This window comes from Cobetia crustatorum (assembly GCF_000591415.1).
Lineage (GTDB): Bacteria > Pseudomonadota > Gammaproteobacteria > Pseudomonadales > Halomonadaceae > Cobetia > Cobetia crustatorum.
Map to the genome: position 1 here is coordinate 1 of NZ_JEMF01000030.1, position 18,689 is coordinate 18,689.

17 protein-coding genes are annotated in these 18,689 nt (G+C 59.4%); 7 read left to right on the forward strand and 10 right to left on the reverse strand.

All coding sequences use genetic code 11. The annotated features are described in order from the left end of the window. Both BF12_RS0107955 and BF12_RS0107960 read right to left on the reverse strand, forming a co-directional pair. On the reverse strand, window positions 1-454 hold a 454-nt coding region (locus BF12_RS0107955), incomplete at its 3' end, for a DnaA ATPase domain-containing protein (RefSeq protein WP_024951820.1). A gap of 49 nt (window positions 455-503) precedes the next feature. Beyond that, window positions 504-1,619, reverse strand: coding sequence for an AI-2E family transporter (locus BF12_RS0107960; protein ID WP_024951821.1), 1,116 nt, complete (start codon window positions 1,617-1,619; stop codon window positions 504-506). Window positions 1,620-1,919: 300 nt separating this feature from the next. Here BF12_RS0107960 and purM point away from each other — a divergent pair, with 300 nt between their 5' ends. Together purM and purN are read left to right on the forward strand one after the other, a co-directional pair. Then, on the forward strand, window positions 1,920-3,002 hold the full coding sequence (purM, locus tag BF12_RS0107965) for a phosphoribosylformylglycinamidine cyclo-ligase (protein ID WP_024951822.1): 1,083 nt from the start codon (window positions 1,920-1,922) through the stop codon (window positions 3,000-3,002). Then, complete coding sequence (gene purN / locus BF12_RS0107970; RefSeq protein WP_024951823.1) at window positions 2,999-3,775, forward strand: phosphoribosylglycinamide formyltransferase; 777 nt, start codon at window positions 2,999-3,001, stop codon at window positions 3,773-3,775. Before purM ends, purN begins: the two co-directional genes overlap by 4 nt. A gap of 20 nt (window positions 3,776-3,795) precedes the next feature. Here purN and BF12_RS19220 read toward each other — a convergent pair whose 3' ends face one another. From BF12_RS19220 to BF12_RS0107990, 4 genes are all read right to left on the reverse strand, one after another. Further along, entirely contained in the window at window positions 3,796-5,829 is a 2,034-nt protein-coding gene (locus BF12_RS19220; protein ID WP_024951824.1) for an autotransporter domain-containing protein, read from the reverse strand. A gap of 190 nt (window positions 5,830-6,019) precedes the next feature. Beyond that, window positions 6,020-6,586: a dCTP deaminase gene (dcd, locus tag BF12_RS0107980; RefSeq protein ID WP_024951825.1), complete on the reverse strand. Its 567-nt coding sequence runs from the start codon at window positions 6,584-6,586 to the stop codon at window positions 6,020-6,022. Between the two features lie 119 nt (window positions 6,587-6,705). After that, on the reverse strand, window positions 6,706-7,506 hold the full coding sequence (gene apbC / locus BF12_RS19225) for an iron-sulfur cluster carrier protein ApbC (protein WP_084488025.1): 801 nt from the start codon (window positions 7,504-7,506) through the stop codon (window positions 6,706-6,708). A 223-nt stretch (window positions 7,507-7,729) separates the two neighbouring features. Then, window positions 7,730-8,443 carry an RNA pseudouridine synthase gene (locus BF12_RS0107990; protein ID WP_024951826.1) on the reverse strand — a complete coding sequence of 238 codons (714 nt, stop codon included), beginning with the start codon at window positions 8,441-8,443 and terminating at the stop codon, window positions 7,730-7,732. Between the two features lie 527 nt (window positions 8,444-8,970). Between BF12_RS0107990 and BF12_RS19230 the strand changes: the two genes are divergently transcribed. Beyond that, on the forward strand, window positions 8,971-9,618 hold the full coding sequence (locus BF12_RS19230; RefSeq protein ID WP_211242408.1) for a cell wall hydrolase: 648 nt from the start codon (window positions 8,971-8,973) through the stop codon (window positions 9,616-9,618). A gap of 101 nt (window positions 9,619-9,719) precedes the next feature. Here BF12_RS19230 and BF12_RS19235 read toward each other — a convergent pair whose 3' ends face one another. The 3 genes from BF12_RS19235 to BF12_RS0108005 all read right to left on the reverse strand — a co-directional run bounded on the left by BF12_RS19235 (window position 9,720) and on the right by BF12_RS0108005 (window position 12,178). Then, a complete protein-coding gene (locus tag BF12_RS19235; protein ID WP_248623642.1) occupies window positions 9,720-11,087 on the reverse strand; it encodes an alkaline phosphatase in 1,368 nt (455 codons plus the stop codon). After that, complete coding sequence (locus BF12_RS22745) at window positions 11,069-11,341, reverse strand: hypothetical protein (protein WP_248623643.1); 273 nt, start codon at window positions 11,339-11,341, stop codon at window positions 11,069-11,071. Before BF12_RS22745 ends, BF12_RS19235 begins: the two co-directional genes overlap by 19 nt. 351 nt (window positions 11,342-11,692) lie before the next feature. Next, window positions 11,693-12,178: a tellurite resistance TerB family protein gene (locus tag BF12_RS0108005; RefSeq protein WP_024951827.1), complete on the reverse strand. Its 486-nt coding sequence runs from the start codon at window positions 12,176-12,178 to the stop codon at window positions 11,693-11,695. A gap of 267 nt (window positions 12,179-12,445) precedes the next feature. Between BF12_RS0108005 and metG the strand changes: the two genes are divergently transcribed. Beyond that, window positions 12,446-14,494 (forward strand): methionine--tRNA ligase, encoded by a 2,049-nt coding sequence (metG, locus tag BF12_RS0108010; protein ID WP_024951828.1) that lies wholly within the window; start codon window positions 12,446-12,448, stop codon window positions 14,492-14,494. 91 nt (window positions 14,495-14,585) lie between these two features. Here the strand turns inward: metG and BF12_RS19240 are convergent, their stop codons facing one another. Beyond that, entirely contained in the window at window positions 14,586-15,092 is a 507-nt protein-coding gene (locus BF12_RS19240) for a DUF3465 domain-containing protein (RefSeq protein WP_024951829.1), read from the reverse strand. 405 nt (window positions 15,093-15,497) lie between these two features. Between BF12_RS19240 and rsxA the strand changes: the two genes are divergently transcribed. From rsxA to rsxC, 3 genes are all read left to right on the forward strand, one after another. Then, a complete protein-coding gene (gene rsxA / locus BF12_RS0108020; protein WP_024951830.1) occupies window positions 15,498-16,079 on the forward strand; it encodes an electron transport complex subunit RsxA in 582 nt (193 codons plus the stop codon). A gap of 1 nt (window position 16,080) precedes the next feature. After that, entirely contained in the window at window positions 16,081-16,734 is a 654-nt protein-coding gene (gene rsxB, locus BF12_RS0108025; RefSeq protein WP_024951831.1) for an electron transport complex subunit RsxB, read from the forward strand. Then, a partial coding sequence (rsxC, locus tag BF12_RS0108030) for an electron transport complex subunit RsxC (RefSeq protein WP_024951832.1) occupies window positions 16,734-18,689 on the forward strand: 1,956 nt, incomplete at its 3' end. The genes rsxB and rsxC, both read left to right, overlap by 1 nt.

Sequence of the window (18,689 nt, forward strand, 5' to 3'; positions counted from 1 at the left end):
GCGAGGCGAGGTCCGGCAGGGTCGCGGGCAGCAGGCGCGGTGCGCAGCTGGCACTGACCAACAGATGACGGCCACCATCGCGCAGACGGTTGTAGAGGTGGAACAGCGCCTCTTCCCAGCGCTTGCGCCCGATGACGCCATCAAGGTCATCAATGGCGACCAGATCCATCTCATCCAGTCCTTCCAGCATGTGCGGCGGAAAGTGACCTATCTCATTGAGTGGCAGGTAGAAGGCACGCTTGCCCTGCTCCCCCGCCAGATGGCACGCCGCCTGCAGCAAATGACTGCGACCACTCTGCTCGCCGCCCCAGAGGTAGACGAACGGCTCCCCGCCGGGGGAGAGCTGTCCTTTGAGAGCCTCCGCCAGCGAGGTGGAAGTGAAGTGATAGTTGCTGAAGGTGGCAGCGTCGCGTACCCCGACACCGAGCGCCATCTGTCCTTGAGTCATTGCCATCCGTTGTGCTGTTTGTTGTTACCGTGATCAAGCATCACGCGGCGACTCATCAATGAGAGTCCTGAGTCGCGGAGGTCTCTGCTCCTGCTTCAGCGGAAGAGGTCACCCCGCGAGAATCTCGCTGTTGGTCATATAAAGTACTGTTTTTATAGCGATCTAGCAGATAACGCAAGACCACCATGATGACCGCAGCCATCGGTAAGGCAAGCAGAATGCCGGTGAAGCCGAACAACTGCCCGCCCGCCATGACCGCAAAGATGACGGCCACTGGATGCAGTCCGATCTTGTCGCCCAACAGCAGCGGTTGCAACACCACGCCTTCCAGTAACTGTCCCAGCGCAAAGACGCCGCCCACTGCCAGCAGTGCCCACCATTCCCCAAACTGGAAGAAGGCGACGGTCGCGGCGATCACTATGCCGACGATCACGCCCAGATACGGCACGATACTGGCAAGCCCGGCGATCAGCCCGATCAACAGCGCAAACTTGAGGCCGATGATGGCAAGGCCGATGGCATAGACGATTCCCAGCGCCAGCATCACTAGCAGCTGACCGCGCAGGAAGGCACCCAGCACCTCATCACAATCATGCGCAAGCTTGGTGGCGGTGGGCTCCATGTGCCGCGGCAGCAAGGCTTGCAGCTTGTCTTTCATGCGGTCCCAATCGAGCAACAGATAGAAGGTGACCACCGGAATCAGCGCGATGTTGCCCAACCAGATGGCCATCGCCAGCCCGGACTTGGAGACCGTGCCCAGCAGCGCCGCCGCGAAGGTGCCGGTTTCTTTCCAGTTACCCAGCAGCAGACTACGTACCTGATCAAAGTCAGCACTGAAATCCATGCCGGTGAATGACTGAATCTCAGGCAGTACGGTTTCTCGAATCCAGTTGAAGACCATCGGCATGAAGCTGATCAACTGCGCGAGCTGACGCCCCAGTAGCGGCACCAGTATCAGCACGGCGATCAGCAGTACCACCGACAGCACGCTGAACACCAGGCTGACGGCCAGACGCCGCGACAGGCCTCGCTCTTCCAGCCAGTCCGCCAGCGGATCGCCGAGGTAGGCGAGAATCATGCCGATGAAGAACGGCATCAGAATCGGTTCGAGCAGCACCAGCAAACCAACGAAGGCCATGCCCGCTGCCAACAACCACCATTTACGCTGCATCATCACTCCTTGAAAGGTGCCTGTATGGCGGCGATGCCATGTCACGTGGAACGGATCATACTCGATGCGTCATTGTTGCCTGTCCCCGAGTCACTCACAAGGCACGAAGACCGCCAATGCTGGGATGCCTTGCGACAGGTACGCCATGAAAGCCTCAACCTGTTCACATCATTCACATTTCAGGTGGTTTTTGTGAATCGGCACAGTGTCAGCCGTGATGCGCAATGCTACAATAGCCGCCTTCAATTCCCCCCGATCGATCGTGTCTCACCGCCCAGGCCGCACCGACAGGAACCGCACATGACGCAACGCCCCCAGGACTCCTCGCCTAGCAAGACTTCCCTGAGCTACAAGGACGCCGGTGTCGATATCGATGCAGGCAACGCCCTTGTAGAACGCATCAAGGGTGTCGCCAAGCGCACTCACCGCCCTGAAGTGATGGGGGGGTTGGGTGGCTTCGGCGCCCTGTGCGAACTGCCGGCCGGTTATCGCCAGCCTGTGCTGGTCACCGGTACTGACGGCGTCGGCACCAAGCTGCGCCTGGCCATGGACCTCAATCGTCACGACACCATCGGCATCGATCTGGTCGCCATGTGCGTCAATGACCTGGTCGTCGCTGGCGCCGAGCCGCTGCAGTTCCTCGATTACTACGCGACCGGCAAGCTCGACATCGACATCGCCGCTGACGTGGTGACAGGCATCGGTGAAGGCTGCCTGCAATCTGGCTGCGCACTGGTCGGTGGTGAAACTGCCGAGATGCCCGGCATGTACGAAGGCAGCGACTATGATCTGGCCGGTTTCTGCGTCGGTGTGGTCGAGAAGTCCGAGATCCTCGACGGCAGCAAGGTCGGTGCCGGTGACGTGATTCTGGGCCTCGCATCCTCCGGCCCGCACTCCAACGGCTATTCATTGATCCGCAAGATCCTTGAAGTCGCTGATGCGTCTCTGCTCGAGCAGGACATCGACGGCCAGCCGCTGGCTGACGCCCTGATGGCGCCGACACGCATCTACGTCAAGCCGCTGCTGTCACTGCTGCGCGAATCCGGCCTCAGCGTGCACGCCATGTCCCACATCACCGGCGGTGGCCTGCTGGAGAACATCCCGCGCGTGATGCCGAAGGATTGCACCGCTGAAATCGACATCGCCAGCTGGAAGCGTCCGGCGGTATTCGACTGGCTGCAGCAGCAGGGCAATGTCGAAGAACACGAAATGCACCGCGTGCTCAACTGTGGCGTCGGCATGGTCGTGGTCGTCTCGGCCACTGATGCCGCCGCTGCACGTGCACACCTGGAAGCGAGTGGCGAGACTGTCTTCACCCTCGGCAGCATCCGCACCCGTCAGGGTGAGGAAGAACAGGTCCAACTGGAGAATCTGTCGGCATGATTGATCCGAATACCACACCCACCGACGGCAGCACGCTCGGCGGATTCGGTAACGGATTCGAAGCCGATGACACGGTAGAGCGCCCCAGTGTCGTAGTGCTGATTTCTGGTAGCGGCAGTAATCTGCAAGCGCTGCTGGACGCACAGGAACATGACGAACTGGGCGGCGACGTGGTTGCCGTCGTCTCCAATACGGCCGACGCCTACGGGCTGGTACGTGCCCGTGAAGCCGGCATCGATGCTGTCGTGCTGCCACACACAGAGTATGACTCGCGTGAAGCGTACGATAGCGCGTTGATCAAGGTCATCGAGCGTCACTCGCCGGACCTCGTCGTACTGGCGGGCTTCATGCGTATTCTGACGCCGCTGTTCGTGCAGTACTTCTTCGGGCGTCTGCTCAATATCCATCCGTCACTGCTGCCGGCCTGGCCGGGGCTCGGCACTCACCGCAAGGTGCTGGACGCCGGCGAGAGTGAGCACGGTGCCAGCGTGCACTTCGTCACCGAAACGCTGGATGGCGGCCCTGTCGCGATTCAGGCGGTGGCCAATGTGCTGGACGGCGATGATGAGGCGAGCTTGCAAGAGCGCGTCCATACCCGTGAGCACCTGATCTACCCGATCGCGGTGCGCTGGGCACTGGAAGGCCGCTTGAAGCTTGAGGGCGATGTGGCCACGCTGGATGGTCACGCATTGCCGGTCGGCGGACTGCGCTTGTCACATGCTGATGTGGAAGAAGAACTCAGCGATGAGCTGCCGGAAGACGACGACGAATAAGCGCTGAGCACAACACCTTCTCATGTGCTGATAGCCTTTGCTGTTATGAAAAGCCCCGCGACACTCATTGTGTCGCGAGGCTTTTGTCTGGGGCTCATTGCGGCCTGAACAGACCCGATCAAGACCTTATCAGAACGCGTAGCTGGCCCCCACTTCGACGCGTGTACTGACCTCATCCCACGTCTCGATGCCACCGCCAAGATGCAACATGCCGTTGGCCCCCAGCTGCATCCGCCAGCCACCATCGAGGCGCACATAGTGATCACTGCCGCGATCAAGGTCCTCTGCGCTGTAGGCATTGGTCGACAGGCTCGCCAGACGTACTTCGGCACTGTCAGCATCATCGTCAAGGCGCTTGCCGTAGGCCAGCTCACCGTAGAGTCCGCTTCTACGCGGCGGTCACGCAATGTCTGATCAGAGACACTCAAGGCATTGGCCGCCGAGCCGGACTCGGTGTAGCCATCAATATCAGATTCGGTATGGCGATAGGCCACGAAGGGCCCGCTGTACCACAGCGAATCGGCGTTGGTCAGACGATAATCGAGGCGTAGCTCACCGCTGAAACCGTCGCCCTCGGTCTCACCTGACAGCGTACGCGACGACTGGCCGAGCGTGACGGTACGATCCAGGTCGTAATCAAAGTCACCATAGCTGGCCAATGCCTGCATGCCGACCGCACCCCACTGCTGGCGTGCAAACAGGCTGAATACCTGCCCATCCAGTTCCAGATCGCTACCACCATCGACATCGTAATCGGCAGTACGGCGACTCACCGCCACCCCGCCCCATGCCTCACCCAGCGCATTATCCAGCGGCAACATCACACCGACTCCCGCACCGCGCTGCTCACTATCAAAGCCCTGTTGACCACTGGAAGTCTTGCTATCGCCGGTACCGTCACTGGATGAACCGATGGCGAAGACGCGTACTCCCTTATTCTCTTGCTGAGCACCGGGGCGTAATTCATCAGAGAGACTACGCTGGCTGGCATTGAGCGCACCGCTACCTAGTTGCGGTGCCAGCCCCAGCACCGAGGGCGCGGCGAGCATCGCATAGGCGTAGTCGGCGAGAATCTCCTGACCAGCGGTGGTCGGGTGAACGCCGTCATTGAACAGTAACTTGCTCGGGTCTTCCGCGGCCCCGCCCAGTCCATAGTCCGTGACGTTGCAGCTGTCAGAGAAGCACACCTGTGTCAGCGGTACATCGGTGGCAAAACCGAACTCGGCCGGCGATGCCAACACTTCATTGAGGATACCGACAGTGTCCAGACGAATGACATTGACCTGGCCATCCAGCGCGGCGAGCCGCGCACCAAGCGCATCATTGAAGACAGAGACCAAGGCAGAGGTGCCCGCGGCCTGGGCGGCACCACCTGATTGCCCTGCCGGGGTGCTACCGACATCCGGCAGGTTGGAGACCATGATGGTCGTGGCCCCGGCTGCCGCCAGCGCCTCGACCGCTGAGGCCAGATTGCCCGCAGAAGCGACCGCCGTGGCAGGTGACGTGATCACGCCCTGCAGGAAGTCATTGCCGCCGCCATTGACGTAATAGAGCGCGCTCGGGTCAGCGCTACCCTCGGCTCTGATCAGATAGCCATCCTCGCTACGCAGCACGGTGCCCGCTCCCGGACTCCCCACGGGGATGGCCACCTCGGAGCCATCCTCCTCCGTCACCGAGGCCAGAATCTGCGCGGTGGTATAGCCACCCACCGCGTAGTTGTTGCCATCATTGAAGCCTGCCAGCTGATAGATGACCGAGGTGGAAGGGTCTGCCGACAACCCAAGCTCCGTCGCCAGCAATTGGGTCGAGACGCTACCGTAAGGCGAATTCTCGTAATCCGGCCCGCTGCGATTGGTGAAACGCAGGCTGTTGATGCCGCCGAGATCACTATCCGGGAACTGACCGGAATCACTCAGGCTGTCACCAAAGATATACATGTTGGAGTAGGCCTGTGCTGGCGCGGCCAGCAAGGCACTACTGATGGCGAGCGCCAGGCTGCTCAAGGTGAAGTGCTTGGCGAGCCCGCTTCTCTTGCTGCGTGATCCAGATGACATGATGTGCCCCTTGCTCGAATTTTTATTGGCGCAGGCCGTCAAGGCGACCCACTCACAGCATAGGCAACAAACATTCAATTGAATCGGTTGTTTCATACAACTTCAGGCTAATGAGACTGGCCTGGCGGCGGAATCCGACGCATAAAAAAACGCGCCTCCGAAGAGACGCGTTTTTGCACTGCCATCGCGATCAGGCGCGTGGCAATGTCACACCACGCTGGCCCTGATACTTGCCACCGCGATCCTTGTAGCTGGTCTCACAGATTTCATCAGACTCGAGGAACAGCATCTGTGCCACACCTTCATTGGCATAGATGCGTGCCGGAAGGTTGGTGGTATTGGAAAACTCAAGGGTGACGTGGCCTTCCCACTCTGGCTCCAGCGGCGTCACATTGACGATGATGCCGCAGCGCGCATAGGTGGACTTGCCCAGACAGATGGTCAACACGTTACGCGGAATACGGAAGTATTCGACGGTGCGGGCCAATGCGAAGGAGTTGGGCGGAATCACGCAGGAATCGCCCTTCACATCGACGAAGCTTTTCTCATCGAAATTCTTCGGGTCGACGATCACGGAATGGATATTCGTGAAGACCTTGAACTCATCCGAGCAACGCACATCGTAGCCGTAACTGGAGGTGCCGTAGGAGATCACACGGCGTTCGTCGTGAAAGCGCACCTGATCGGCTTCAAAGGGTTCGATCATGTCGTGGCTTTCCGCCATGCGACGGATCCACTTGTCGGATTTGATGCTCATCGAGCGTACCTGACTGACTGATGGGATAAAGACGCGCGTACACGCCATGCAGAATCGGGCCAGCATGATACCGGCCCGCTGCTCTACTGGATACCGCTACGCCGTTGGCAATCGTTGCCTCAGCTGAAGCTGATGCTCGGTCCCTGTTCGGCATCGGCACCATCCAGTGCCGCGGCGACCTGGCGAGCGATGACACGGAAGCTTTCGGCCACTTCGCCTTCCGGCTCCGCGATGACACTCGGGCGTCCGCCATCGGCATTGGCGCGAATGCTCAGGGTCAACGGCAGCTGACCCAGCAGGCGTGTTTCATACTCGCCCGCGATGCGCTCACCACCGCCCGCACCGAAGACCGCTTCGGTATGGCCACATTGGGTGCAGGTGTGAGTGCTCATGTTCTCGACCACACCCAGCACCGGCACCTTGACCTTGCGGAACATCTCGATGCCCTTCTGGGCATCCAGCAACGCGATGTCCTGCGGCGTGGTAACGATGACGGCACCAGAAACCGGCACCTTCTGCGACAGCGTCAGCTGGATGTCGCCCGTGCCCGGCGGCATATCGATCAACAGGATGTCCAGCTCGCCCCAGGCGGTCTGGTTCAGCAGTTGCTGAAAGGCGCCCGCGACCATCGGGCCACGCCAGACCATCGGGTCCTTGACGTCGACCAGATAGGCCATCGACATGGTCTTGATGCCATGCGCAATGATAGGGCTGAAAACCTGCTCGCCAGCCATCTCCGGACGCTGCCCTGTCGGTACGCCAAACATCTGCGCCTGGCTCGGGCCGTAGATGTCGGCGTCCAGCAGGCCGACCTTGAGACCTTCACCTGCCAGTGCCAGCGCCAGATTGGCAGTGACAGTCGATTTGCCGACGCCACCCTTGCCAGAAGCGACCGCGACGATGTGCTTGATGCCTTCCATACTTTGAGACTCCTGTGACGGCCCGCCGCGATGATCTGCGAGCTTCAATGCCCATGAATACCGCAGGCGCAGCCGTCTGAACTGTCAGCGAAATGAGCTGTGAAACACGATGCGCACAGTATGCCTTCCCTCCGCGACGGGAGCCAACCCGTCACGATGACGTCAACTCTTCAGCGTCCGTCACATGCCAGTGGTGCATCGACTCCACACAGTGGGGAGCGGACTAGAAGCGCACATCAACCGGCAGGAAACGCCACTCGCCCGGTGCCATGCGACCCAGGGTGACGGCACCCAGACGCAGACGACGCACCTCGTTCACCTTGAGGCCTTGTGCCTCAACCGCAGCACGGATACCGCCCGGCGGCACGCGCTTCATCGCGATACGCAGGCGAATATCACTCTGCCAGCTGACGCTGACCTTAGGCTTGCGTCCGCGAATATCGGCACACAGTGCATAGCCGATACGCCTGAGGCCTTCTTCATCCAGCTCACCTTCCACTTCGACGATATATTCCTGCTCGAGCTGATCAAGGTCATCACCGAGCTTGCGGATGACACCGCGATTCTGCGACCAGACTGCCAGCCCTGACTCGCCTTCGCCAAGCTCTGCCAGTGGATGTTGAGACAGGAAATGCACCTTGAGCCAATCTGCGCCACTGTTATCCAGCGCACTGCGGGGGGCGCCATCACGTAGCGTCAGCGGGTCTATCTGCTCTTCACCGGGGGACTGATACCACACCAGGGTCAGCGGCTCGATAGGCTCCATGCTGGCGCCCTCATCGACAGTGACAATCTCGTCAGTGACCTTGAAGAACGGCGCTTCGACGATTTCACCCGCGACACGGACCACACCACTGGCGATGAGATGCTCGGCCTCACGGCGCGAGATACCCTGCTGATGGGAAAGAAACTTGGACAGACGGACGGGTTCGGTCATGGGGAGACTCTCAAAGCGGCAACGCAAGAAACACGCAGAAGATGGGGATGCCTGACTGGCGATCACAAATAGCCGGCCATGATAACGGCATGCGCCAACGATGACACGGCCGAATCATGATGCCACGGGATCGCTCAGCACCTCTCGTAGGCGTCGTGTCACGAGAAATGATATTCTATTGGGTCGCGCGCAGCGGGCACAACACGACGACTCTGCCCGTTGGGGCACGGAACCCTTTGCGCCGGACACCGTCAGAGTGACGTTGAACAGTACTGTGCTTAACAAGAACTGCGTTGAAGCTATTCATACGTCATGCCGACATGGAGTCAGGCAAACTATCGGGCTTGTCCGTGAAATGCCGCCATCAAAGACCGGCGGTGACTGCCGAATCGATCGGCCAGCGACCCATCAGAATGAGCGTCACCTCTCATCTGAACAGCCATCGCCCGCCGCCAAGTCTCTCCATGCTCCTCAGGCCATGATGTTCTTCAGGCCATGCCCTCAGGTCATGTTCACAGGTAATTCGTATGCGTCTACACCACCTTATGCGCCACGCACCATGTACTACCCGCACTTTACGCCACCTGGTGCTGGTGTTTGGTATTACCCTGGCCGCGGGCTGCTCCGCTCCACAGGCTGCGGATGCGCCCGCCAGCACTGCCACCAGCGCAGTAGTCAAGGCTGAGCGCCTGGAAAACTTGCTGGTACAGGGCGAGACCAACATTCCCGACACCTTGTTGCTGACTCAGGCTGGCGCCCGTGCCATTGATCCCAACGGTCAGCGCCCGCTGGATGACCCGCTGACCTGTCTGGCCCGCGCTGCCTACTGGGAAGCCAAGGGTGAAGGCAAGAGCGGTATGCAGGGTATCGTCAATGTCGTGATCAATCGCGCTGCTGATCCGCGCTTCCCTGACAGTCTGTGTGGCGTGATCAAGCAAGGTGGCGAAACGGGGAGCTGTCAGTTCTCCTGGTGGTGCGACGGACGCTCGGATGATGTACGTGAACCCAAGGCCTACGCTCAGGCACGCGACGTGGCACGTCAGGCGCTAAATCATCAGCTGGAAGACACCACTGATGGCGCACTCTACTTCCACGCACGCTATGCCACGCCTTATTGGGCCAAGCGCTTCGTGCGCACCGCACGCATCGGCCAGCATCTGTTCTATCGCAACTGATCATCAGAACGCGATAAAAAAGCCCGCCATGCAATACGCATGGCGGGCTTTTTTACGTCATGACATTTTCACTCTACACCATGGTAAAGCGGGCCTGATGACTAGTCAGCGACCAGCGTCTTCAGGTACTGACCCACCTCAGAGTGATGCAGGATAGAAGACACTGGCAGAATGGTTTCTGCTGGCCCCCAGGCAAAGACGTTAACTGGCGTATGCGTGTGCGTACCGGTACCCCAGACGGTATTCTGCTCAGTCGCCAGTGCACGTCCGAGCAAGTTGCCACGATCGTTGTAAGGGAAGAAGGCATCGAAGTCCTTTATCGCCGGCACTTCAGTGACGCCCAGATAGCTGTGTCCTTCGACATGGTAGGGATTGGGCTTGCTGGCCAACACATCCGTTGCCTGCGCTTCGGTAATCTGGAAGTCACTGTTGGCATTGACCATCTTCATCAGCTGCGCTGGCGTCCGCTCAGCCTCCGGTAGCGCCTCGAAGTCACTCAGCAGATTGTAGTAGTTCTGCTTCTGCTCATAGAGGCTATCCAGAATCGCAAAATCGCCGAAGTTGAAGTTAGGTGCGTAATCCTGGCTTTTGAAAGCCGGACCTGACTTCTTTTGCGCAGGCGGCAAATTGGCGCTGGAATAGCTGAAGCCAAAGGCGCCTGTTTCATGGTCCGCCGTCACGATAATGACCGTATCATCACGCCCCTTGGCCCAGTCATAGACACCCTGCACGGCCTCATCGAACTTGACCATTTCATTGAGCATGGTGCCGGCATCATTGGCATGCGCTGCCCAGTCGATCTGACCACCTTCCACCATCAGGAAGAAGCCATCCTCGTCCTGCTCCAGCATCGAGAGCGCTTTCTGAGTCATCTCGTGTAACGTGGGCTGCTGGCGCTGTGGATCATCGTGGCTATCACGGTAGGTGATACCGTCAGCCATGCCGGAGTTGGCGAACAGCCCCAACACCTTGTCACCCTTGAGTGCCGCCAATTGCTCGCGAGTGAAAGCTAATCCATAGCCCTGATCTGCCGCTTCCTGTAGCAGATTGCGTTCATCCTTGCGCTTGGAAGCAGGTGCCCAGGCGCCTCTCATCAGCGTGGCAACGCTATCGGCGCTTTCGCCCGGCTCACTGACTGACTGCGGCACGAAATAACGCAGGCCACCGGAAAGCATGACATCAGGCCCTGTGGTCAGCATGTCCTCGGCAATGGCATTTTCCAGCGAACGGTGCGGCTGGTGCGCTGCGAAGGCGGCCGGTGTGGCATGAGTCAAACGTGTATCAGAGACCAGGCCTGTCGCCTTGCCAACGCGCTTGGCGAGTTCCAGCACTGTCTCGACCGTATTGCCCTCCGAGTCGATGCCAATCACCTCAGAGCCCGAGAAGATTCCCGTCGACAGCTGCGTCGCCGAACAGGCGGAATCGACCACGATAGCATCTTCCGGATGCGTCAGTGACGCTCCGACCACCCCTTCTTTCGCCAGCTGATGGAGCGCTGTCGGGCGCCTTGGTAGATCGAATTCGGGGCACGATTGGCATAGGTCTCCAACATGCCGACCTGCTGCGGCCCCATGCCATCCCCGATCATCAGAATCACGTTCTTTATCTCGGCGGCGTTCGCCAGTGGCATAAAGCTCATGCCACCAATCAATGCCGCAGCGGTCCACCCAGCGCGACCCCATGGGCGGCGCGTGTCATGCTTGGATATCGCTGTAGTGATCATCCAGAACTCCTTGGCCTTGCCGGATATTCCGCCGCTGAATCACGTACGAGCTCTCCACTCTGGAAGCGGCAAATTACACGATTCACCTAATGACGCCAGACACCACGCTGACGACAGGAACGCGAGAGACATTCCTCATGGAATGCGGCAAAAAACCAGCGTAATGCATTGTTTTTATAGGCGTTCTAACTTGCCAGCACGATAACACCATCACTCTTCGGCACATGGCGTGCACTTCACTATTATCGAGACAGGCAGGGCCGTCTACCAAAACAGCCCCTGAGAAGGAGAAATGTGACGAAAGGATGACAGTCGGTGCTGTTACCCAGAAAGGCGGTGCAGCGGAATCAATCAGTGACGGGAGTCGTCTTCGGGACGCGCCGCCAGCTTGGTGCGAATGAACTCGCTGTGACTGACGTGCAACAGTCCGGCGAGACGACGGATACGATGCTCTTCATGGGCATCCAACTCGCCATCAGCATAAGCCAGCTCCCACATCATGCCGAGTAGCTCAGTACGCTCCTCAAGGCTCATGTGCTCATTGATCTGCTTGACGAAACGGTAGTAGTCAGTGGCTTGCTCAGCGTCGTGCTCGGCCTGCTCCAGCAAACTGGCCAGCTCGTCATCCGCGAGCGAGAAACGATCTGCCAGCTGATGCGCCAATGCCTGTCGCTCGCGTACATCCAGATCATCATCAGCGTGTACCACTTCGAACAGCAATACCGCCATCGAAAGCTCAGGGCCAGGCACATCATTGGGCCTGGCGTTGCTGCCGGGGGCCATCACTTGACGAACAAGACGATTGATCTGGCCGGCGACTGATAATCTGCTGGACATGAAATACCTCCACTGTCGTGAGCTGAATGAACGTGAACTGAATCATCACGATCAACTCTCTTCATGGGGTCCCTCGGGCGCGATTCGAAGTACGGGTCGCGCATGGAGGCGTTGCCAGTTACGCGACGTGCCCTTCGCGCCGCCCGCACCTTCGCGATATAGTATTGGCATCCCGTCGGCCGGCTCTGCCAGCCCGAATCACGAGTCATTCCGGCAAACCTCTGCTGTCCGTGCAGTAGGCGCCCTTTACCATCAAGACGAGGCCTCATGTCAGCGCGCAAGATTCTGGTCACCAGTGCCCTGCCCTACGCCAATGGGTCGATCCACCTGGGTCACCTGCTTGAGTACATCCAGACGGATATCTGGGTACGCTTCCAGAAAAGCCGTGGCCACGAATGTCACTACGTGTGTGCCGACGATGCTCACGGCACCGCCATCATGCTGCGTGCCGAGCTGGAAGGTGTGACCGCTGAGCAATTGATCCAGCGTGTGAGTGATGAGCACCAGGCCGACTTCGCCAAATTTGGCGTGGCCTTCGACAATTATCACTCCACACATTCGTCGGAAAACCGCGCCCATAGCGAGCGTATCTATCTGGCACTACGTGATGCTGGCCATATTGCCACCCGTGATATCGAGCAGATGTTCGATCCGGTCAAAGGCCTGTTCCTCGCCGACCGCTTCATCAAGGGTACCTGCCCGAAGTGCAAGACCGAAGACCAGTACGGCGACAACTGTGAAGCCTGCGGCGCCGCCTATACTCCCGCTGAGCTGATCAATCCGGTGTCTGCCATCTCCGGCGCGACGCCCGAAATGCGTACCTCCAAGCACTACTTCTTCAAGCTGCCGAATTTCGAAGACTTCCTGAAGGAGTGGACCAAGAGCGGTCGCGTACAGAGCCAGATTTCCAACAAACTGCAGGAATGGTTCGAAGCGGGTCTGGCCGAGTGGGATATCTCCCGCGACGCACCTTACTTCGGCTTTGAGATTCCGGATGCACCGGGCAAGTACTTCTATGTCTGGCTGGATGCACCGATCGGCTATCTCGCCAGCTTCCAGAACCTGTGCGAGCGCGAAGGCCTCGACTTCGACAGCTACTGGAACGCCGATTCCGACGCCGAAGTGCACCACTTCATCGGCAAGGACATCGTCTACTTCCACGCCCTGTTCTGGCCGGCCATACTGGAAGGCGCAGGCATGCGCACGCCATCCAGCGTCAATTGCCACGGTTTCGTGACCGTCAATGGCGCCAAGATGTCCAAGTCGCGCGGCACCTTCATCAAGGCCGACACCTACGCGCAGTTCCTGAATCCGGAATACCTGCGTTACTACTTTGCTGCCAAGCTGACGGCGGGTGTGGATGATCTTGACCTCAATCTCGACGACTTCACGGCACGCGTGAATTCAGACCTCGTCGGCAAGGTTGTCAATATCGCCAGCCGCTGCGCAGGCTTCGTCAAGAAGTTCGGCGACGGAAAATTGTCCGCCGAATGCGCCGAGCCAGCACTGGTCAACCGCTTCATCGCCGCCGGTGAAGGCATTGCGGCTGATTTTGAAGCCCGTGAATTCGCCCGCGCCATGCGCAAGGTGATGGAGCTGGCTGATGAGGCCAACACCTACATCGCCGACAAGGCACCGTGGGCAATGGCCAAGGAAGACGGGCGTGAGCAGGAAGTGCTTGAGGTCTGCTCGGTGGGTATCAACCTGTTCCGTCAGCTGATGGTCTATCTGGCACCGGTCATCCCGACGCTGACCGACAAGGCGCGCGAGTTCCTGAATGTCGATAGTCTTGACTGGGCCAGCCGTGAAGTCGTGCTGATCGGCCATGCGATCAACAAGTTCACCCCGCTGCTGACGCGTGTCGAGCCAGAACGCATCGACAAGATGCTCGAGGCCTCGCGCGAAGTGCTGGTCGAGGAGCAGAAGATCAAGGACGGTAGCGCCAAGGCAGAGGCTGCAGCGCAAAGTGCCTTGGAAGCAGACCCGATCGCAGACGAGATCGACTTCGATACCTTCATGAAGACCGACCTGCGTGTGGCGAAGATCGTCAAGGCAGAACACGTCGAGAAGGCCGCTAAACTGCTCAAGCTGACGCTGGATATCGGTGGCGAGACTCGCACCGTATTCTCCGGCATCAAGTCTGCCTACGCGCCGGAAGCCCTGGAAGGCCGCATGACCGTGATGGTGGCCAACCTGGCCCCGCGCAAGATGCGCTTTGGCATGTCAGAAGGCATGGTGCTGGCCGCCGGTGATGATGAAGGCATCTACCTGCTGGAGCCGCATACTGGCGCCAAGCCGGGCCAGCGTGTGACCTGATCCACTGATGACCGAAAGCTGAGAGCCATTCAGCAAAACGCCCCGCCAACGATTCTCTGGCGGGGCGTTTTTGTATCAGGCAGACCGATTGTCACTCATAACGTCGACCTGCGTGCTCCAGCCAGCCGTCCACATGGCGGCCACCGGGATCATGATGCGTCCAGTGAATCACTCCGCCCTTGTCGTTCCATTCATACTCGCCGTAGAAGCCGAGGCGATCACCGACCTTGAGGCTGTCGATACGCGGCGCGAGATCGATATTGTGCGCCACCAGAATGGTCGTCCCCCCCACCACACGGATCAGGAATTTCTGATGACGACTGCCCTTGAGATCATCCCGGAGCAGACGTATCACCTCCCCCGTGCCACGCACCTGCACATCGCTCTGCTGAGCGCTGATGGCGCGACGCAGACGGCTTTCATCCGCGGTAGCGGTGCCCGCACCCTGCGCAACCTCAGCGCTCGGTGACTGGAAGCCACTCCACAACTGGGAGAGCGAGAAGTTGCCATTGCCAGACAGCTGGGAGATGCCCGCCATGACGACCACGATGATGATGACCCATAACGGCCGCCTGCCCCGCGAACCTGCTCCACGCATACCTACTCCTTACTGATGAAAAGTCTCTGACGAACACCAGCATTATCAAAAAGCTATAAAGGAATAATTCTTTATTACTTCAAGTGCCAAGCAAAACACGAAACAATACCCGCCACATACTGGCCACAATACGCCTTACTGGCCGCGTCGCAGGCTATCGATAAGTAGTATCTTGCGTATAATACGCCGCGCTCAGCAATCACTTTGCCATATCGCTTCCTGACAGCGTGCGGCAGACCAGCAGTGACATGCTTGCATGCCTGAACGCTGACAACTGCCCGTGCAGCAGAGTACTGCCATACGCTATCGTGACTGCATGCACCAGCGTGTCTGAATGTGTGCGACAGCATGACGACAGTGAACAGTAGAGCGCCTTCGAAATACCCTGACCGAGCGACGCCCCTGATGAGTGAATACCTTCTTATCCTGATCAGCACCATTCTGGTCAACAATTTTGTACTGGTGCAGTTCCTCGGCCTATGCCCCTTCATGGGTGTTTCCAACAAGCTCGAGTCGGCAATGGGCATGTCACTGGCAACGACCTTCGTGCTGACACTGTCCTCGATGTGCGCCTATCTCACCTATCACTACATCCTCGCCCCGCTTGGGCTTGAGTATCTGCGCACCATCGCCTTCATCATGGTGATCGCCGTCGTCGTGCAGTTCACCGAGATGGTGGTCAAGAAGACCAGTCCGCTGCTTTATCAGGTACTCGGTATCTTCCTGCCGCTGATCACGACCAATTGTGCAGTGCTCGGCGTGGCACTGCTGACGCTGAATCGCAACTCAAGCTTCATGGAAGCCACCCTGTATGGCTTCGGCGCTGCAGTCGGCTTCTCGCTGGTGCTGGTGCTGTTCGCTGCAATGCGCGAGCGCTTGGCCGTCGCCGATGTGCCGCGCCCTTTCCAGGGGCCCGCGATCGCGATGGTCACCGCCAGCCTGATGTCGCTGGCCTTCCTTGGTTTCTCCGGACTGGTGCAGATCTGACATGCTCGATTTTCTCAACGACCATACCCTGATCTCCGCCATCGTCGCACTGGTCGCCATGGCGGTCGTGTTCGGTGCGCTGCTCGGCTTTGCCTCGGTCGCGTTCAAGGTCGAGGGCGACCCGATCGTCGAGCAGATCGATCATCTGCTACCCCAGACACAGTGCGGCCAGTGCGGCTACCCAGGCTGCAAGCCATATGCACAGGCCATTTCCGATGGCGATGAGATCAACAAGTGCCCGCCGGGTGGCGAAAGCACCATCGCGGCACTGGCGGACCTGCTCGGTCGCGAGGCAACTCCCCTGGATGGCGACAGCGACAACACACCCAAGGTGGCCGTCATCCGTGAGGATGAATGCATCGGCTGCACCAAGTGCATTCAGGCCTGTCCGGTAGACGCCATTCTCGGTGCCGCCAAGCACATGCACACCGTGATCGCCGATGAGTGCACCGGCTGTGATTTATGTGTCGAGCCCTGTCCGGTGGACTGCATCGACATGCTGCCAGTAGCCACCGATGTGCGTAGCTGGCACTGGCCAAAACCCGCCGGACCGATGCTCGACAACATCCGTTTCAGCGGTAGCCTGATCGCCACGGATGCTGCTGGCAACAACACGAATACTGCTTCCGCATCATCTGCAAGGAATGTCGCCTGATGGTTCTTTCGCTACTCAAATCCATGGTGACGTCCTCCTCAGCCCGCGGAAAGGGTCGCAATGGCGCGATGAGTGGTACATCTGGTGCCGACTCAGGCTGTGATGCCTCGCACAAGGTGTTCGATTTCAATGGCGGCATTCATCCACCAGAGCGCAAGGCGCTCTCCAATCGCACACCGCTGGTCGCCGCGCCGCTGCCGAGCGAGGTCGTGTTGCCGCTCAATCAGCATATTGGCGCGCCGGCTCAACCGTTGGTCGTGGTCGGACAGCGCGTGCGCACCGGCGAGCTGATCGCCCGTGCGCAGGGCATGATTTCAGCTCCCGTGCATGCCAGCATCACCGGCGTCGTGACAGCGATAGAGAAGCGCCAGATTCCCCACGTCTCGGGTCTTGAAGATCTGTGCATCGTGATCACCCGCGAAGGTGAGAGTGATGAATGGGTCAAGATGGACGCCTGGCGCGACTGGCGCGAACAGGACGGCCAGGACCTGATTCAGCGTCTGCAAGATTCCGGCGTGGTTGGCCAGGGCGGCGCGGGCTTTCCTGCCGCCGTCAAGGCACGTGTGCGCGAACGCCATGCCATCGATACGCTGATCATGAACGCCGCGGAGTGTGAGCCTTACATCACCGCTGACGACCTGACCATGCGCACCCACCCTGAATCACTGATCGAGGGGCTTGAGATTCTCGCTAGTTTGATCGGGCCAGAATGCATTCTGATCGGCATCGAGGATAACAAGCCTGAAGCCGCCATCACGCTTGAACAGGCCATTCGTGCACGCAAGGCCGACACTCGGCTGCCCGCGCTCGATGCACGTCTGGAAGTGGTGGTCGTGCCGACCAAATACCCCTCCGGCGGCGAAAAACAGCTGATCAAGTTGTTGACCAACCGTGAGGTACCTAGCCGCGGCCTGCCTGCCGATGTCGGTGTGGTGGTGCACAACCCGGGTACGGTACGTGCCGTGCAGCGCGCGGTATGTTTCGGCGAACCGATGATCTCGCGCGTCATCACCCTGACAGGCGAAGCGTTGGGCCATCCGCATAATGTCGAGGCACGACTCGGTACTGCGATCAGCGACTTGCTGCGCTTGGCCGCACCTTCGCCGGCGGGTATCGCGCGCCTGATCATGGGGGGGCCAATGATGGGCTTCACGCTGCAAAGCGATGCACTGCCCATCATCAAGACTACCAACTGCCTGCTGGCCGTCTCTGACGAGGCACTGCCGGCACCTGCGGTTGAGCAACCCTGCATCCGCTGTGGCATGTGTGAGCAGGCCTGCCCCGCTGATCTGCTGCCGCAGCAGCTCTATTGGTTCTCCAAGGCACGCGAATTCGACAAGGCGGAGCTTTACAACCTGGCCGACTGCATCGAGTGCGGTGCCTGTGCCTATGTCTGCCCGAGCCAGATTCCGTTGGTGCAGTATTACCGTTTCGCCAAGGGCGAGATTCGCAGCGCTCAGCACGAGGCGCGCAAGTCAGAACGTGCCCGTCATCGTTTCGAGTTCAAGCAGGCACGTCTAGCGCGCGAAGATGCCGAGAAAGACGCCAAGCGCAAGCAGCGTGCTCAGGCGGCACAGCAATCTGCGGCAGCACGTGCAAAACCCTCGGCCACGACGACCTCTGAAGCGACAACGACCTCAGCGCCAACAGCCGCGCCAGATGCGATGACTGACCTCAAGGCACTCAAGACGGCGCGCGCCGCCGCCAACATCGCGGTCAAGAAAGCCGAAAAGGCGCTCAAGCTCGCACAGGAAAATGGTGAAGGGGATATCGCCGCGCTTGAGGCGGCCGCCAATGCTGCACGCGAGACGTTGACCCGCGCCGAGGCGACGCTGAAATCCGCCAGTGAGGCAGCAGATACCTCTGTCACTCCGGTCGCCGCTGCTCCATCAGTCGCCTCTGCTACACCAGCGGCATCACCCACGGCCAGCGCGAACCTCAAGGCGCTCAAGACG

What these genes read in the sequence shown, in the direction of transcription:
- purN (WP_024951823.1), top strand. Translation starts at nt 2,999, where the DNA reads ATGATTGATCCGAATACCACACCCACCGACGGCAGCACGCTCGGCGGA.
- BF12_RS22745 (WP_248623643.1), bottom strand. Translation starts at nt 11,341, where the DNA reads ATGATCACTACAGCGATATCCAAGCATGACACGCGCCGCCCATGGGGT.
- metG (WP_024951828.1), top strand. Translation starts at nt 12,446, where the DNA reads ATGTCAGCGCGCAAGATTCTGGTCACCAGTGCCCTGCCCTACGCCAAT.
- dcd (WP_024951825.1), bottom strand. Translation starts at nt 6,586, where the DNA reads ATGAGCATCAAATCCGACAAGTGGATCCGTCGCATGGCGGAAAGCCAC.
- apbC (WP_084488025.1), bottom strand. Translation starts at nt 7,506, where the DNA reads ATGGAAGGCATCAAGCACATCGTCGCGGTCGCTTCTGGCAAGGGTGGC.
- BF12_RS0107960 (WP_024951821.1), bottom strand. Translation starts at nt 1,619, where the DNA reads ATGCAGCGTAAATGGTGGTTGTTGGCAGCGGGCATGGCCTTCGTTGGT.
- BF12_RS19220 (WP_024951824.1), bottom strand. Translation starts at nt 5,829, where the DNA reads ATGTCATCTGGATCACGCAGCAAGAGAAGCGGGCTCGCCAAGCACTTC.
- BF12_RS19240 (WP_024951829.1), bottom strand. Translation starts at nt 15,092, where the DNA reads ATGCGTGGAGCAGGTTCGCGGGGCAGGCGGCCGTTATGGGTCATCATC.
- BF12_RS19230 (WP_211242408.1), top strand. Translation starts at nt 8,971, where the DNA reads ATGCGTCTACACCACCTTATGCGCCACGCACCATGTACTACCCGCACT.
- rsxA (WP_024951830.1), top strand. Translation starts at nt 15,498, where the DNA reads ATGAGTGAATACCTTCTTATCCTGATCAGCACCATTCTGGTCAACAAT.
- BF12_RS0107990 (WP_024951826.1), bottom strand. Translation starts at nt 8,443, where the DNA reads ATGACCGAACCCGTCCGTCTGTCCAAGTTTCTTTCCCATCAGCAGGGT.
- rsxB (WP_024951831.1), top strand. Translation starts at nt 16,081, where the DNA reads ATGCTCGATTTTCTCAACGACCATACCCTGATCTCCGCCATCGTCGCA.
- purM (WP_024951822.1), top strand. Translation starts at nt 1,920, where the DNA reads ATGACGCAACGCCCCCAGGACTCCTCGCCTAGCAAGACTTCCCTGAGC.
- BF12_RS0108005 (WP_024951827.1), bottom strand. Translation starts at nt 12,178, where the DNA reads ATGTCCAGCAGATTATCAGTCGCCGGCCAGATCAATCGTCTTGTTCGT.